The organism is Actinomycetospora flava, from assembly GCF_037400335.1.
In the GTDB taxonomy this organism is placed as follows: domain Bacteria; phylum Actinomycetota; class Actinomycetes; order Mycobacteriales; family Pseudonocardiaceae; genus Actinomycetospora; species Actinomycetospora flava.
Genome location: NZ_JBBEGM010000015.1, coordinates 145,594 through 158,148 on the forward strand (window position 1 = coordinate 145,594; position 12,555 = coordinate 158,148).

Here is a 12,555-nt window from a genome sequence, read left to right on the forward strand (position 1 = left end):
GTCCGCGAAGGAGCCCCGCGTGGCGAGTGCGTCCCCTCCCGATCGCTACCGCCTCCACGAACGCCTCGGAGGGGTCACGAGCCGCGTCCACCGCGCGCGCGACGTCCTCCTGCAGCGCGACGTGGTGGTCAAGTCCTTCCCCGGTGACGACGGGCGGGAGCGCTGGGAACGCGACGCCCTCCTGCGGGAGCGGCTCGGTCCGGACCGGGCGATGGAGGTCCTCGACGGCGCCCCCGACGGCGCCGACGGACCGTTCGTCGTCATGCCGCTGGCCCGCGACGGGAGCCTCGACGACGCCCCCGGCCCGCAGGACCCGGAGTCCGCCGCGGTGCTCGTCGCCCGCCTCGCCGTGGGGCTGGGGCGCCTGCACCGCCGCGGCGTCGCGCACGGCGGCGTCGCGGCCGACGCGGTGCTGCTCGACCCCTCCCTCGGCCCCCGCTGGACCGGCGGCGGCGCGCCGGCCCCGCCCGACGCCTCCCCGGAGGACGACGTCGCCGCGCTGGCGCACCTCGCCGTCGTCGCCGCCACGGGCCCGCTCCCGGTGGTCCCCGAGCCCTCCGGTGACGTCGTCGACGCGGTGCGCGCCCTGGTGCTCGACGCCGCCGACACCGGCGCGCGCGAGCGGCTGCGGGCCGGCCTCGCGACCCACGCCGCGGCCGTCGCGGCGCGCGGACGACCCCGGCAGTGCGCCGCGTCCCGCGGGCTCCCGGCCCGGGGGCGCCCCGGTCGCTCCCGGCTCACGGTGCTCGCGGCCGTCCTCGCCGCGGCGATCCTGGGCGGCGCGTTCGGCGCGGGCGCGGGCAGCGCCCCCGCCTCCGTGGTCGCGGGCACGATCGGCGAGCCGGCGCTGGTCGGCCCCGGGCCCGCGCTGGCCCCGGCCCGTGCCCTGCTGGTGCCCGACACCGAGCCCGCGCCCGATCCCGCCGCCCTGCAGCCGGCCGCTGATCCGGCGCCCGCGCCCCCGAGCGGGGACCGCGCGGGTGCGGGCGGCTCCTCGTCGGGTCTGCGGGCCACGTCCGCCGTCCGGGACCGCTCCGAGAGCCGGTCCGGGAGCAGCCACGCCGAGGAACGGTCGGCGAGCCGCTCGGAGGAGCGCTCCGACGACGCCGAGGAGAGCTCGTCCGACGCCGGGACCGAGGAGCACGACGCCGACTCCGACGGCGGTGACGACGCGGACGACAGCGGCTCCGGTTCCCGCACCGGTCGCGGTCTCGTCGGCGGCCTGCTCGACGCGGTGCTCTGACCACCCTGCTGACGCACGACGGCCCGCGTCCCCGGTGGGGGCGCGGGCCGTTGTCGGTGCCGTCGCAGCGGCGGAGCGTCAGGCCTGCTTGATGGCCGAGACGTCGAACTCGAGGCCGACCTTCTCGGACACGAGCACGCCGCCGGTCTCGAGCGCGGCGTTGAAGGTGATGCCCCAGTCCTTGCGGTTGATCGAGGTGGAGCCCTCGAAGCCGGCGCGGACGTTGCCGAACGGGTCCTTGGCGAGGCCGGTGAACTCGAACGGGACGGTCACGGACTTGGTGACGTCGCGGATCGTCAGGTCGCCGGTGATGTTGTAGGTGTCGCCGTCCTGCTCGACCGAGGTCGAGCGGAAGGTGATCTCCGGGTAGACGTTCACGGCGAGGAAGTCGTCGCCCTGGACGTGGCCGTCGCGCTGCTCCTGGCCGGTGTTCAGGCTGTTGGCGGCGATGATGATCTCGGTCGACGAGAGCGACGCGTCGGCGCCGATCGAGGCGGTGCCGCGGAACTCGCCGAACGAGCCGCGGACCTTCGTGACCATGGCGTGCCGGGCGGTGAAACCGATGCGCGTGTGCGCGGGGTCGATCTGGTAGTCACCCGCGAGCTCGAGGGTCGGCGCGGCGGTCTCGGTCATGTCGTCCTCCGTGGGACTTGAAGCATCAACTTTCAACGCAGAGCCTAGCACCATCAGTTGAGACGTCAACTATCAGGCCGCGCTGTGACCGGGGTCTCCCCGGCGGTACGTGGGTCAGTGCGCCAGTGCGCCGAGGTCCCCGTCGCCCACGACGACGGGGCCGTCCCAGCGGGCGGTGACGGCGCCGACGAAGGCCTCCGCGCCACTGCCGCGCACCTGCACGATCAGCCGCTCGCCGGCGAGCCCGGTGGCGCTGCGGGCGAAGCGGACGATCGCGTCGGGCTCCCACGCCGCGGGGACGACGCTGACGGCGACCCGCACGGTCGTCGTCGCGAGCAGGACGGCGAGCGCCTGTGCGGTGGCGGGCCAGTGGTGGCGCGCCGGGGCGTTCTCCGCGCCGCACGGGACGACGACCACGGCGACGCCGTCGGCCTCCGCCGCGCGGGCCCGGTCGAGCATCGCGTCGAGGTCGCGGGAACCGCCCGCGGGGGTGACGAGGCCGTCGTCGACACGATCGAGGACGACCACGCGGGGAGGGGCGAGGGTCACGGTGGGGCTCCAGAGCGAGAGGTCCGGTCGGGCACTCAGGGGTGGCACCCGCCGTCCGGGGTGCTCAGGTGTCCCGACGACACCACTCGTCGAAGGAGCCGGGGCGACGGCTCGGCCAGAACGGCTCGAGCGTCTCCCGGGTCATGCGCGCGAGTCTGCCCCCGGCCCCGGGGAGGGACAAGCGTTACCTTCACCTCATGGAGCAGGCCGACCTCAAGCCCCGCAGCCGCGACGTCACCGACGGGATGGAACGGGCCGCGGCCCGCGGGATGCTGCGCGCGGTCGGGATGCGCGACGAGGACTTCACCAAGCCGCAGATCGGCATCGCGTCGTCGTGGAACGAGATCACCCCGTGCAACCTCTCCCTGGACCGCCTGGCCACCGCCTCCAAGGAGGGCGTGCACCACGCCGGGGGCTATCCCATGGAGTTCGGCACGATCTCGGTCTCCGACGGGATCTCCATGGGGCACGTCGGGATGCACTACTCGCTGGTGAGCCGTGAGGTCATCGCCGACTCGGTCGAGACCGTGGTGTCCGCCGAGCGCCTCGACGGGACGGTCACGCTCGCCGGCTGCGACAAGTCGCTGCCCGGCATGCTCATGGCCGCCGCGCGCCTCGACCTCGCCTCGGTGTTCCTCTACGCCGGGTCGATCATGCCGGGCATGGTCGACGGCAAGGAGGTGTCGATCATCGACGCCTTCGAGGCCGTCGGCGCCTGCGCCCGCGGGCTGATCAGCCGCGAGAAGGTCGACGAGATCGAGCGTGCGATCTGCCCCGGCGAGGGCGCCTGCGGCGGCATGTACACCGCGAACACCATGGCCTGCGCCGCCGAGGCGATGGGGATGTCGCTGCCCGGGTCCGCCTCCCCGCCCAGCGCCGACCGCCGCCGCGACGGTTTCGCCCGCGCCTCCGGGGACGCCGTCGTCGGGATGCTCGCGCGCGGCCACACCGCCCGCGACATCATGACCCGCGAGGCCTTCGAGAACGCGATCGCGATCGTCATGGCGTTCGGCGGGTCCACCAACGCCGTGCTGCACCTGCTGGCGATCGCGCGGGAGGCCGGCGTCGAGCTCGTCCTCGACGACTTCAACCGCATCGGCGACAAGGTCCCCCACCTCGCCGACGTCAAGCCGTTCGGGCGCTGGATGATGAACACCGTCGACCGGGTCGGCGGCGTCCCGGTGGTCATGAAGGCGCTGCTCGACGCCGGGCTGATCCACGGTGACTGCCTCACGGTCACCGGGCGGACGGTCGCGGAGAACCTCGAGGAGCTGCGCCCGGAGGGCCTCGACGGCGAGATCCTGCGCCCGCTGTCGAACCCCATCCACCCCACCGGCGGGCTGACGATCCTGCGCGGCTCGCTGGCCCCCGACGGCGCGGTCGTGAAGTCGGCGGGCTTCGACACGGCGTCGTTCGAGGGCACAGCCCGCGTCTTCGACGGCGAGGCGGGCGCGATGGCGGCCGTCGAGTCGTCCGGTCCCGACGGGCTGCAGGCCGGCGACGTCGTCGTCATCCGCAACGAGGGCCCGCGCGGCGGACCCGGGATGCGCGAGATGCTCGCGGTCACCGGCGCGATCAAGGGCGCGGGGCTCGGCAAGGACGTCCTGCTGCTCACCGACGGCCGCTTCTCCGGCGGGACCACGGGGCTCTGCGTCGGCCACGTCGCGCCCGAGGCCGACCACGGCGGCCCGATCGCGTTCGTCCGCGACGGCGACCGCATCCGGCTCGACCTCGCCGCCCGGACGCTCGACCTGCTGATCTCCGACGAGGAGCTCGCCGCGCGCCGCGAGGGCTGGACGACGCCGCCGCCCAAGCACCGCACCGGCGTGCTCGGCAAGTACGCCCGCCTCGTCGGGTCCGCGGCCGAGGGTGCCGTGGTCGGCTTCGCGTGATCCGTCGGGCGTTCGCCGACCTGACGCCCGCCGAGCTCTACGACGTCCTCGCCCTGCGGGTGCGCGTGTTCGTCGTCGAGCAGGACTGCGCCTTCCAGGAGCTCGACGGCCTCGACGACGTCGCCGAGCACGTGTGGACGCGCGGGCCCTCCGGCGAGGTCGCCGCGTACCTGCGGGTGCTCGCCTCGGAGGGTGTGACGCGCCTGGGCCGGATCGTCACCGCGCCCGAGCACCGCGGCACGGGCGCCGGGGCGGCGCTCGTGCGGGCGGTCCTGTCGGAGATCGACGGGCCGGTCGTGCTCGGCGCGCAGGTGCAGGCGCAGGGGTTCTACGAACGTCTCGGCTTCGCGGTCGACGGGCCGGGTTACGACGAGGACGGCATCCCGCACGTGCCCATGCGCCGAGTTCCTGACCGAAGGGCACCGTCGGTCGGATAGACGGGCGAGGGTCACCCCTCGCCGGAACGCGCCGATCGCCCAGGTGGCTCACAGCCGCCTCTCAGGAGCCGCGCGGATCGTGGAGGACGTGGAACTCCTGCTTATCGTCCTCGTCATCGGCGGCCTGCTCGCGCTCGTGGCCACGCGCGGGCGGGGCCGGGGCACGACCGCCCAGAGCCGGCTGGGCGACGCCGAGGCCGAGGCGCGCCGCTGGTACGAGCGGCTCGGCGGCCAGGTGCTGAACCTGACCGGCTCCGACGACCCCTCGAAGCAGGCGCTCGCGGACGCCGCCGAGCGCTACACCGCCGCCGGCTCGCAGCTCGAGCAGGCGACCACGGCGCCGCAGTACCGCCTGGTCACCGACACCGCGCTCGAGGGTCTCTACTACGTGCGCGCCGCGCGCACGGCGATGGGCATGGACCCCGGCCCCGAGCTCCCCGGCTCCGCCGAGCGGTCCCGCGCCGGGGCCCTGGACGCCGAGCAGTCCGTCGACGTCGAGGGCCGCAGCGTCACCGGCTCGCCGCAGCCGTCCGCGCAGAACAACCACTACTACCCGGGCGGCATGGTCGGCGGGCGCCCCGTGCCCGCCGGCTGGTACTCCGAGCCGTGGTGGAAGCCGATGCTCCTCGGCGGCGTCGGCGCATTCGGCGGGATGATGGTCGCGAGCGCCCTGTTCTCCGGCTTCGGCGCCGCGGCGGTCGGGGGCGACGCGATGGCCGCCGACATGGGCGGCGGGTTCGACGGCGGCATGGACCCGGGCATGGACCCCGGCATGGACCCCGGCATGGACCCCGGCTTCGACGGCGGCGACCTCGGCGGCGGCTTCGACTTCGGCGACTGGTGACCCGGGCTCAGCGCAGGTGCGGCGCGTCCCACCAGGCGAAGCCCTCGCCCAGCGCGCCCGGCTCGGGGTCGTCGAGCTCCGCGTCGAGCAGCGCCTGCAGGTAGGCCCCGACGGTCGGGGCGAGCACCCGGCGCTCGTCCTCGTCGGGGCCCGCGACCAGCACCTGGCCGACGGTGCCGCCGGCCGGCGGGACGAGGTCGACCATGAGGTGGTTGCCGCCACCGTCCTCGGCCAGCGGCCACCACGGCGCGCGCGTGTAGACGCGGTGCACGGGGTCGTCGCCGCGCACCGTGATCATGTCGTCGAAGTCCTCGGGCCGGTACTCGCCGCGGATGTCCGCCCAGCCCTGCCAGGCGCGGCGCGCGTGGGCGAGGGAGAGGAACTCGTGGCCCGGGAACAGGTTGGTCGCGGGCCCCGTCACCTCGCGCGACGGGATCTGCCCGTCGGCGAGGCGGTAGAGCGCCGCCAGCTCGTCGGGGAACCCGCCGACGACCTCGCCGGCCGCGGCGATGACGTCCTCCTCGGCCGGCGGGCGGAGCATCGCCCGCGCGTGCCAGCCCCGGCCGTCGAGCCGGTCGACCCAGCGCCACCAGAGTTCGTCGATCATGTGCGTCCCAGTCGTCGGTGTCCGTGCGGGCCGTCGAGCACCCAGGTGACCAGCGAGTCGGCGCCCCGCGGTGCCGCGCCCTGGTCGAAGCGGGCGCGGCGCAGCGTCCCGTCGTCGCCCTCGACGGCGAGCTCGTAGGCGAAGGCGTCCGCGAGGCCCTTGGTGGCGGCGGGCTCGGCGTCGGGGAACTCGCAGGCGTCGACGAGCCCGGTGAGCTGCGCGGTCGCGTCCGCGTCGAGCTCGCCGGCGTCGACCTCGACCGTGAGCACCATGCCCGCGACCCCGCCGGAGCGGACCACGATCACCCTCATCGCGGATCCGGCGCGAGCCGCACCTTGACCGCCTCCCACCCGCCGCGCACCGCGTCCTGCTGGGCCGAGGCCTCGCCGTAGCGCTCGCCGGCCGCGGCGACGGTGAGCGCCGCGCAGGCCGCGAAGTCGGCAGTGGGGGCCAGCTCCCCGCCCGTGAGCACCGCGTACCAGACCGGGCCCACGGTCTCCCACGCCTTCCCGCCCAGCTCGCGGGCGGCCTCGGCGAAGGCGCGGTTGGGGATGCCGGAGTTGACGTGCACGCCGCCGTTGTCGTTGCGCGGGTCGTCGTCGGCGGGCAGGTCGGCGTAGGAGTCCATGTCCGCGGGCTGGTCGTCGCCGTCCCACGCCGTGCCCGGCGCGATCATGTTGCGCAGCGCGGCGCCGAGGGACGGCTCGAGGATCCCCTCGCCGACCAGCCAGGTCGCCGACGCGGCGTCGACGCCCTCCGCGCGCTGCCGGACGAGCGCCCCGAAGACGTCGGAGAACGACTCGTTGAGCGCCCCGCTCTGCCCCCGGTACTCCAGGCCGGCGCTGAACTGGGTGACGCCGTGGGTGAGCTCGTGGGCGACGACGTCGAGCGCACGGGTGAGCCCGCCGGCGACGAACACGCCGCCCCCGCCGTCGCCGTAGACCATCTGGTCGCCGGTCCAGAACGCGTTGTCGTAGCGGCGGCCGAAGTGCACCGACGAGACGAGGTCGAGCCCGCGCCCGTCGATCGAGTCGCGCCCGAAGACCTCGCGGAAGAAGGCCGCCGTGGCGGCGGCGCCGTCGAAGGCCTCGTCGACCGCGGCGTCGCCGGTCGGCGGATCGTCGGTGCCCCGCACCCGCCGCCCCGGCAGCGCCGACTCCTCGCCGCCCGCGACGTCGTAGACGGTGTTCTCCGGGCCGTCCGCCGACACCTCGGCCGGCAGGAAGGCCAGGTCGGCGGGGGAGAGGCCGAACCGGCGCAGCGTCGTGCCCAGCGTGGCGCGGCGTGACCGGAGCTCGGCCGAGAGCAGCAGCGTGCGCAGGGCCGCGTCCCGCGCCCGGCGATCGCCCCGCTCCGCGACCGTCAGCAGCAGCGAGGGCGGGGCGATCTCGCAGCGGCAGCCGATCACGCCGGTCAGTCTGCCCGAGACCACCGACACCCCCCGTGCTCCCACCCGCGGGATCGATCTCTGGGAGACTGGGGGTGTACGCGGCGCCGCACCGGCGCCCGTGGGTCGTCAGCACCGCGCACGACGCGGCCCCCTTCCACGACGGACGGGCCGACGCTCGCGGCCCTCATCGTTCCCCCGTGGAGAGGTCTCCGACATCCCGACGACGTCTGCCCCCCGCTCGCCCTTCGCCGCCCTCGGCTTCCCCGCCGCGGTCGTCGACGAGCTCGCGGGCCGCGGCATCACCGACCCCACCCCGATCCAGCAGGCCGCGATCCCGGACGCGCTGTCCGGCCGCGACGTGCTGGGTCGCGGTCGCACCGGCAGCGGCAAGACCCTGGCCTTCGGGCTGCCGCTGCTGTCCCGCCTCGCCGGCGGGCGCCGCATCCCGAAGCGGCCGCGCGGCCTCGTGCTGCTGCCCACCCGCGAGCTCGCGAGCCAGGTCCGCGACGCGCTCGCGCCGCTGGCCGAGGCCCTCGGGCTGCGCCAGACCGTCGTCTACGGCGGTGTCGGCCAGGGCCGCCAGGCCGAGGCGCTGCGCAGCGGCGTCGACCTGCTCATCGCGTGCCCCGGGCGCCTCGAGGACCTGCTCGGGCAGGGGCTCGTCGACCTCGACCGCGTCGAGGTCACCGTGCTCGACGAGGCCGACCACATGAGCGACCTCGGCTTCCTGCCTGCCGTGCGCCGCCTGCTGCGCCGCACGCCGCGCGACGGCCAGCGGATGCTCTTCTCCGCGACGCTCGACGGCGAGGTCGACCGCGTGGTGCGGGAGTTCCTGCACGACCCGGTGACCCACAGCGTCGACACCGCGGCGGAGCCGGTGCCCGACATGACCCACCACGTCTTCACCGTCGACCCCGCCCACCGCGCGGCCGTGGTGCAGGAGCTCGCCGCCGGCCAGGGGCGCAGCATGCTGTTCACCCGCACCAAGCACGCCGCGCGCAAGCTCTCCCGCCAGCTCACCGCGGCCGGCATCCCGTCGACGGAGCTGCACGGCAACCTGTCGCAGCCCGCCCGCGACCGGAACCTGGGCGGCTTCGTGTCCGGCGACGTGCGCGTGCTCGTGGCCACCGACATCGCGGCGCGCGGCATCCACGTCGACGACGTCGGGCTCGTCGTCCACGTCGACCCGCCGGCCGAGCACAAGGCCTACACCCACCGGTCCGGGCGCACCGCGCGCGCCGGCTCCGCCGGTGACGTCGTCACGCTCGTGGTGCCGGCCGAGCGCTCCGAGGTCGCGTCGATGACGCGCAAGGCGGGGATCAAGCCGCGGGCCGCGACCGTGGGACCGGGCGCGCCCGAGATCGCCGCGCTCGTCGGCGAGCCCGCACCGCGCGTCGACCCCGAGGACGGGCCGGCGTCCGCGTCGCGCAAGCCGGCGCCCCAGCCGGCGGGCGGCTCCGGCGGCTCGCGGCGGGGTGGCCGGTCCGGTGGCGGCGGTGGCGGTCGGTCCGGTGGTGGCGGCGGTGGCGGTCGCGCGGGCGGCGGTCGCGGGTCCGGTGGCGGACCCTCTGCGGGCGCGTCCGGTTCCGGCGGCGGGGGTCGGCCCCGGCGTCGGGGCGGCGGGTCGTCCGGCGGGTCGTCCGGTGGTGCGTCCGGGGGCGGTCGTCCGCGGTCCGGGGCACCCTCGGGCGGCGGCCAGGGCTCGTCCTCGTCCTCGGCGTCACACTCCGCCGCGGCGCACTCCGCCCGGTCGAGCGCGGGCCGGGGTCGCGGCCGGGGTCGCTGACGTTCTCACCGTGCGTAGCTGATCGCTAGGCCATCAGAGTGGCTTTGCTTGCTGTGTGCGGTCGCAGCGCCGACGCTGCGTTCGGGCGCACGGCCGTGCGCGATCACGGTCGTCGCGCGCGGAGGTCGTCGTGGGGAACACGTGGGGGATCTCCGGGTTGGCCTTCCTCGGCCTCTACGCACTCCTGCTCGTGGCGACGGCCGTCGTGGCGCCGCTCCTGCTGCGGAGCCTCGACCGGCGCGTCGCGCGCACCGCGGGCGAGGCGCCGGCGGCCGACGCCACCGTCGAGGACCTGGCCCTGCTCGCCGGCGGACCGCCCCGGCTGGTGCAGGCCTCGATCGCCCGTCTCCTCGAGGGCGGGGTGCTGCGCATCGGGCGCGACCGCCGGCTGACGGCCACGGGACGGGCGGCGATCGGCGAGCTCGACGAGGACGTGCTCGACGCGGTGGCCTCGACCCCGGCCGGGGTCACACCGATGGGCGTCACGATGCGCATGCGCGGAGCGGCGTCCATCCGTGATCTCCAGGCCGCCGCCCGTCGCCGCGGGCTCTTCCACGACCCCGCCGCCGTCGCGCGGTGCAAGACCATCGCGTTCGGCGTCGTCGGCGTCGTCATCGCCCTCGGGCTGGCGCGCCTGGCGGCGGGGATCGCCCGGGGCGCCGCGGTGGCGTTCCTCGTGATCCTGGTGGTGTTCGCCGTCGGCGTCGTGATCACCGTGGCCGCGTTCTCGGCGGACCGTGCGACCCGCAAGGGCCGGGCCACCGTGGCGGCCGCGCGGGCCTCCGCGTACCGGCCGGCCTTCGCGGCGGACCGGGCGTGGGGTCCGGTGGCCGCGGGCACGCTCGGCGTCGCCGGGCTGGTCGCGGTCGGCGGGTTCGCGATGTACCCCGACGCCGAGCTCGCGGGCCTGCTGGCGGCGCCGGCGGCCGGCGGGGGTGGCGGCTTCGACAGCGGGTCCTCCTGCGGGGGCTCGTCGTGCGGTGGCGGCTCGTCCTGCGGAGGCGGCGGGGGTGGCTGCGGGGGCGGCTGCGGCGGTGGAGGCGGGGGATGACGGCTGCCCGTTCCGTGCTGCCCGGCGGTCCGGAGGGCGTCGGCATCGGCTGGCGGCGCGAGATCGACCTGACCGTCGAGCGGATGGCGGGCGTCGACTTCGTCGAGGCGGTGGCCGAGGACCTGCACGCGGGCGCGCTGCCCGAGTCGGTGTCGGCGCTGCGGGCGCGCGGGGTGCCGGTGCTGCCGCACGCGGTGTCGCTCTCGCTCGGTGGCGCCGAGCCGCTGCGCCACGACCGCGTCGAGCACCTCGCCGCCGTCGCCGACGCCCTCGACGCGCCGCTGGCGAGCGACCACGTGGCGTTCGTCCGCGCGGGCGGGCTCGAGTCGGGGCACCTGCTGCCGGTGCCGCGGACCCGCGAGGCGTTCGGGGTGCTGGTCGACAACGTCCGCGCGGCGCAGGCGACGCTCGGGGTGCCGCTGGCGCTCGAGAACATCGCGCCGCTGCTGGCGTGGCCGGACGCCGAGCTGTCCGAGGGCGCGTTCCTCGCGGAGCTGTGCGAGCGCACCGGAGCTTGGCTGCTGCTCGACGTCGCCAACCTGCACGCGAGCGCGGTGAACCTCGGCCAGGACCCGGGGCAGGTGCTCGACGAGCTGCCGCTCGAGCGCGTCGTCTACGTGCACGCCGCGGGCGGCGTCGAGCGCGACGGCGTCTACCACGACACCCACGCCCACCCGCTGACCACCGACGTGCTCGACCTGTTCGCGGAGCTGTGCGCGCGCCACCGCCCGCCGGCGGTCCTGCTCGAGCGCGACGACCGCTACCCGCCCGACGACGAGCTGGCCGCGGAGCTCGCCGCCTTGCGGTCGGTGCACTCGCCGTCATGAGTCGCGAGGACCTGGCGCGGCGGCAGGCGGAACTGCTCGAGGCGCTGGTGGCGGGCGGTGCCGCGCCGCCCGGCGTCGACCCGGCCCGCGTCGCGCTCGAGGCCGAGGCGCTGCGGGCGAAGCGACGCCGGGCGCTGGCGCGCCTGCTGCCCGCCGACGTGCATGACGTGCTCGGGGAGGACCTGGTCCCGCGTCTCGACGCGTGGATCACGACGCACCCCCGCCGCGTCGGCACCTCGATGCACGCGGACGCCGACGCCTTCGTCGCGGCCCTCCGCGCCGAGGGCGTCGTCCCGCCCCGCCGCCGGGCGTTCCGGGGCTGGCGTGGTGTGTCAGCGTGGCGGCCACGCTGACGTTGGACGTCAGGAAATCCCCCAGCTCGATCGCCTCCGGCCCGGTACGAGCGATGCGGCATTGCTGGCGTCTGATGCCAGGATCGCCACAGCCTCGCTGCGCGACACGCCGGTGAGCAGGGCGCCTGACACGCCGACGCCCGCGGAACCGGATGGCTCCGCGGGCGTCGTGGGATCCCGTCAGGTCGTGATCAACGGGGACTTCGTGCGCCGAGAAGCAGCGAGATACCCGTTCGCTGCTCCCGAGGCGCGTCAGGCGGCGGCGCTGCCCGACTCGTCCGCCGACTCCGTCGACTCCGGGGAGTCGGTGGACTCGGCCTCGACGCCGGCGATCGCGATGCGCCGGGCGCCGGGCTCGGTGGCCTCGGCGTGGGCGCCCGCGACGCGCAGCGTCAGGACACCGGCGTCGTAGGACGCGGAGACCGCGTCGGCGTCGACGTGCTGCGGCAGGGTGAAGCTCCGGCGGAACGAGCCGTAGCGGCTCTGGCGGAAGCCCTCGCCGGACTGCTCGTCGCGGCGCTCACCGCGGACGGTGAGGCGGTCGCCGTCGACCTCGACGGTGACGTCCTTGGCGACGTCCACGCCGGGCAGCTCGACGCGCACGACGGCGTCGTCGCCGTCGCGCACCACATCGGTGGTCGGCGCGAACCAGGCCTGCCCGCGGCTGGGGCCGGGGCGGCGGAACAGGGCCGGGGCGACGGCGAACGGGTCGACGAAGCGCGGGCCCCAGGGGATCAGCGTGCTCATGGTGGGTTCCCTCTCGGTGCGAAGGCGGCCCGTCCTTGCGGGCCATCGACTCATGCAACATGAGTTGACACCACTCAATTCCCGAGCGCCGAGCTTTGCGCGAGCGACCGAGCCGGCGGGTTTCCTGACGTTGAACGTGAGCGTGGCCGCCACGCTGAAACACCCCGAGCCACGCCATCCCCGGCGTGTCGCGCGA

General features: G+C 75.8%; 14 protein-coding genes. 8 read left to right on the forward strand and 6 right to left on the reverse strand.

Features of this window, described 5'->3' with window-relative positions; genetic code table 11:
• Nucleotides 1-19 precede the first annotated feature (19 nt).
• Nucleotides 20-1,243 (forward strand): protein kinase family protein, encoded by a 1,224-nt coding sequence (locus WCD58_RS28670; protein ID WP_337706535.1) that lies wholly within the window; start codon nt 20-22, stop codon nt 1,241-1,243.
• 78 nt (nt 1,244-1,321) lie between these two features.
• On the opposite strand, the gene WCD58_RS28675 is transcribed toward WCD58_RS28670, so the two are convergent.
• Together WCD58_RS28675 and WCD58_RS28680 are read right to left on the reverse strand one after the other, a co-directional pair.
• A complete protein-coding gene (locus WCD58_RS28675; protein ID WP_337706536.1) occupies nt 1,322-1,876 on the reverse strand; it encodes a YceI family protein in 555 nt (184 codons plus the stop codon).
• A 114-nt stretch (nt 1,877-1,990) separates the two neighbouring features.
• Nucleotides 1,991-2,425, reverse strand: a complete 435-nt coding sequence (locus WCD58_RS28680; RefSeq protein ID WP_337706537.1) for a hypothetical protein — start codon at nt 2,423-2,425, stop codon at nt 1,991-1,993.
• A gap of 197 nt (nt 2,426-2,622) precedes the next feature.
• On the opposite strand from WCD58_RS28680, the gene ilvD reads away from it, so the two are divergent.
• The 3 genes from ilvD (at nt 2,623) to WCD58_RS28695 (ending at nt 5,598) form a co-directional block, all read left to right on the forward strand.
• Nucleotides 2,623-4,317 (forward strand): dihydroxy-acid dehydratase, encoded by a 1,695-nt coding sequence (ilvD, locus tag WCD58_RS28685; RefSeq protein WP_337706538.1) that lies wholly within the window; start codon nt 2,623-2,625, stop codon nt 4,315-4,317.
• Nucleotides 4,314-4,754: a GNAT family N-acetyltransferase gene (locus WCD58_RS28690; protein WP_337706539.1), complete on the forward strand. Its 441-nt coding sequence runs from the start codon at nt 4,314-4,316 to the stop codon at nt 4,752-4,754. The genes ilvD and WCD58_RS28690 overlap by 4 nt, the downstream gene beginning before the upstream one ends.
• An 88-nt stretch (nt 4,755-4,842) precedes the next feature.
• Nucleotides 4,843-5,598, forward strand: coding sequence for a hypothetical protein (locus WCD58_RS28695; RefSeq protein ID WP_337706540.1), 756 nt, complete (start codon nt 4,843-4,845; stop codon nt 5,596-5,598).
• 7 nt (nt 5,599-5,605) lie between these two features.
• Here the strand turns inward: WCD58_RS28695 and WCD58_RS28700 are convergent, their stop codons facing one another.
• Genes WCD58_RS28700 through WCD58_RS28710 form a run of 3 tightly spaced genes read right to left on the reverse strand, consistent with a single transcriptional unit; the run spans nt 5,606 to nt 7,613 of the window.
• Entirely contained in the window at nt 5,606-6,205 is a 600-nt protein-coding gene (locus WCD58_RS28700) for an SMI1/KNR4 family protein (RefSeq protein ID WP_337706541.1), read from the reverse strand.
• On the reverse strand, nt 6,202-6,516 hold the full coding sequence (locus WCD58_RS28705; RefSeq protein ID WP_337706542.1) for a protealysin inhibitor emfourin: 315 nt from the start codon (nt 6,514-6,516) through the stop codon (nt 6,202-6,204). The genes WCD58_RS28700 and WCD58_RS28705 overlap by 4 nt, the downstream gene beginning before the upstream one ends.
• Nucleotides 6,513-7,613, reverse strand: coding sequence for a M4 family metallopeptidase (locus WCD58_RS28710; RefSeq protein WP_337706543.1), 1,101 nt, complete (start codon nt 7,611-7,613; stop codon nt 6,513-6,515). The genes WCD58_RS28705 and WCD58_RS28710 overlap by 4 nt, the downstream gene beginning before the upstream one ends.
• A gap of 100 nt (nt 7,614-7,713) precedes the next feature.
• Between WCD58_RS28710 and WCD58_RS28715 the strand changes: the two genes are divergently transcribed.
• The 4 genes from WCD58_RS28715 to WCD58_RS28730 all read left to right on the forward strand — a co-directional run bounded on the left by WCD58_RS28715 (nt 7,714) and on the right by WCD58_RS28730 (nt 11,612).
• Nucleotides 7,714-9,381: a DEAD/DEAH box helicase gene (locus WCD58_RS28715; RefSeq protein WP_337706544.1), complete on the forward strand. Its 1,668-nt coding sequence runs from the start codon at nt 7,714-7,716 to the stop codon at nt 9,379-9,381.
• A 130-nt stretch (nt 9,382-9,511) separates the two neighbouring features.
• On the forward strand, nt 9,512-10,432 hold the full coding sequence (locus WCD58_RS28720) for a TIGR04222 domain-containing membrane protein (RefSeq protein ID WP_337706546.1): 921 nt from the start codon (nt 9,512-9,514) through the stop codon (nt 10,430-10,432).
• On the forward strand, nt 10,429-11,259 hold the full coding sequence (locus tag WCD58_RS28725) for an MbnB/TglH/ChrH family RiPP precursor modification enzyme (protein ID WP_337706547.1): 831 nt from the start codon (nt 10,429-10,431) through the stop codon (nt 11,257-11,259). The genes WCD58_RS28720 and WCD58_RS28725 overlap by 4 nt, the downstream gene beginning before the upstream one ends.
• The gene (locus tag WCD58_RS28730) at nt 11,256-11,612 is read left to right on the forward strand and encodes an SCO6045 C-terminal-like domain-containing protein (protein ID WP_337706548.1); all 357 of its coding nucleotides are present in this window, start codon (nt 11,256-11,258) and stop codon (nt 11,610-11,612) included. Before WCD58_RS28725 ends, WCD58_RS28730 begins: the two co-directional genes overlap by 4 nt.
• Before the next feature lie 252 nt (nt 11,613-11,864).
• On the opposite strand, the gene WCD58_RS28735 is transcribed toward WCD58_RS28730, so the two are convergent.
• A complete protein-coding gene (locus WCD58_RS28735; protein WP_337706549.1) occupies nt 11,865-12,359 on the reverse strand; it encodes an Hsp20/alpha crystallin family protein in 495 nt (164 codons plus the stop codon).
• Nucleotides 12,360-12,555: the final 196 nt, after the last annotated feature.

Coding starts and splice junctions, on each gene's coding strand:
- WCD58_RS28675 (WP_337706536.1), bottom strand. CDS start 1,876: ATGACCGAGACCGCCGCGCCGACCCTCGAGCTCGCGGGTGACTACCAG.
- ilvD (WP_337706538.1), top strand. CDS start 2,623: ATGGAGCAGGCCGACCTCAAGCCCCGCAGCCGCGACGTCACCGACGGG.
- WCD58_RS28700 (WP_337706541.1), bottom strand. CDS start 6,205: ATGATCGACGAACTCTGGTGGCGCTGGGTCGACCGGCTCGACGGCCGG.
- WCD58_RS28705 (WP_337706542.1), bottom strand. CDS start 6,516: ATGAGGGTGATCGTGGTCCGCTCCGGCGGGGTCGCGGGCATGGTGCTC.
- WCD58_RS28725 (WP_337706547.1), top strand. CDS start 10,429: ATGACGGCTGCCCGTTCCGTGCTGCCCGGCGGTCCGGAGGGCGTCGGC.
- WCD58_RS28730 (WP_337706548.1), top strand. CDS start 11,256: ATGAGTCGCGAGGACCTGGCGCGGCGGCAGGCGGAACTGCTCGAGGCG.
- WCD58_RS28735 (WP_337706549.1), bottom strand. CDS start 12,359: ATGAGCACGCTGATCCCCTGGGGCCCGCGCTTCGTCGACCCGTTCGCC.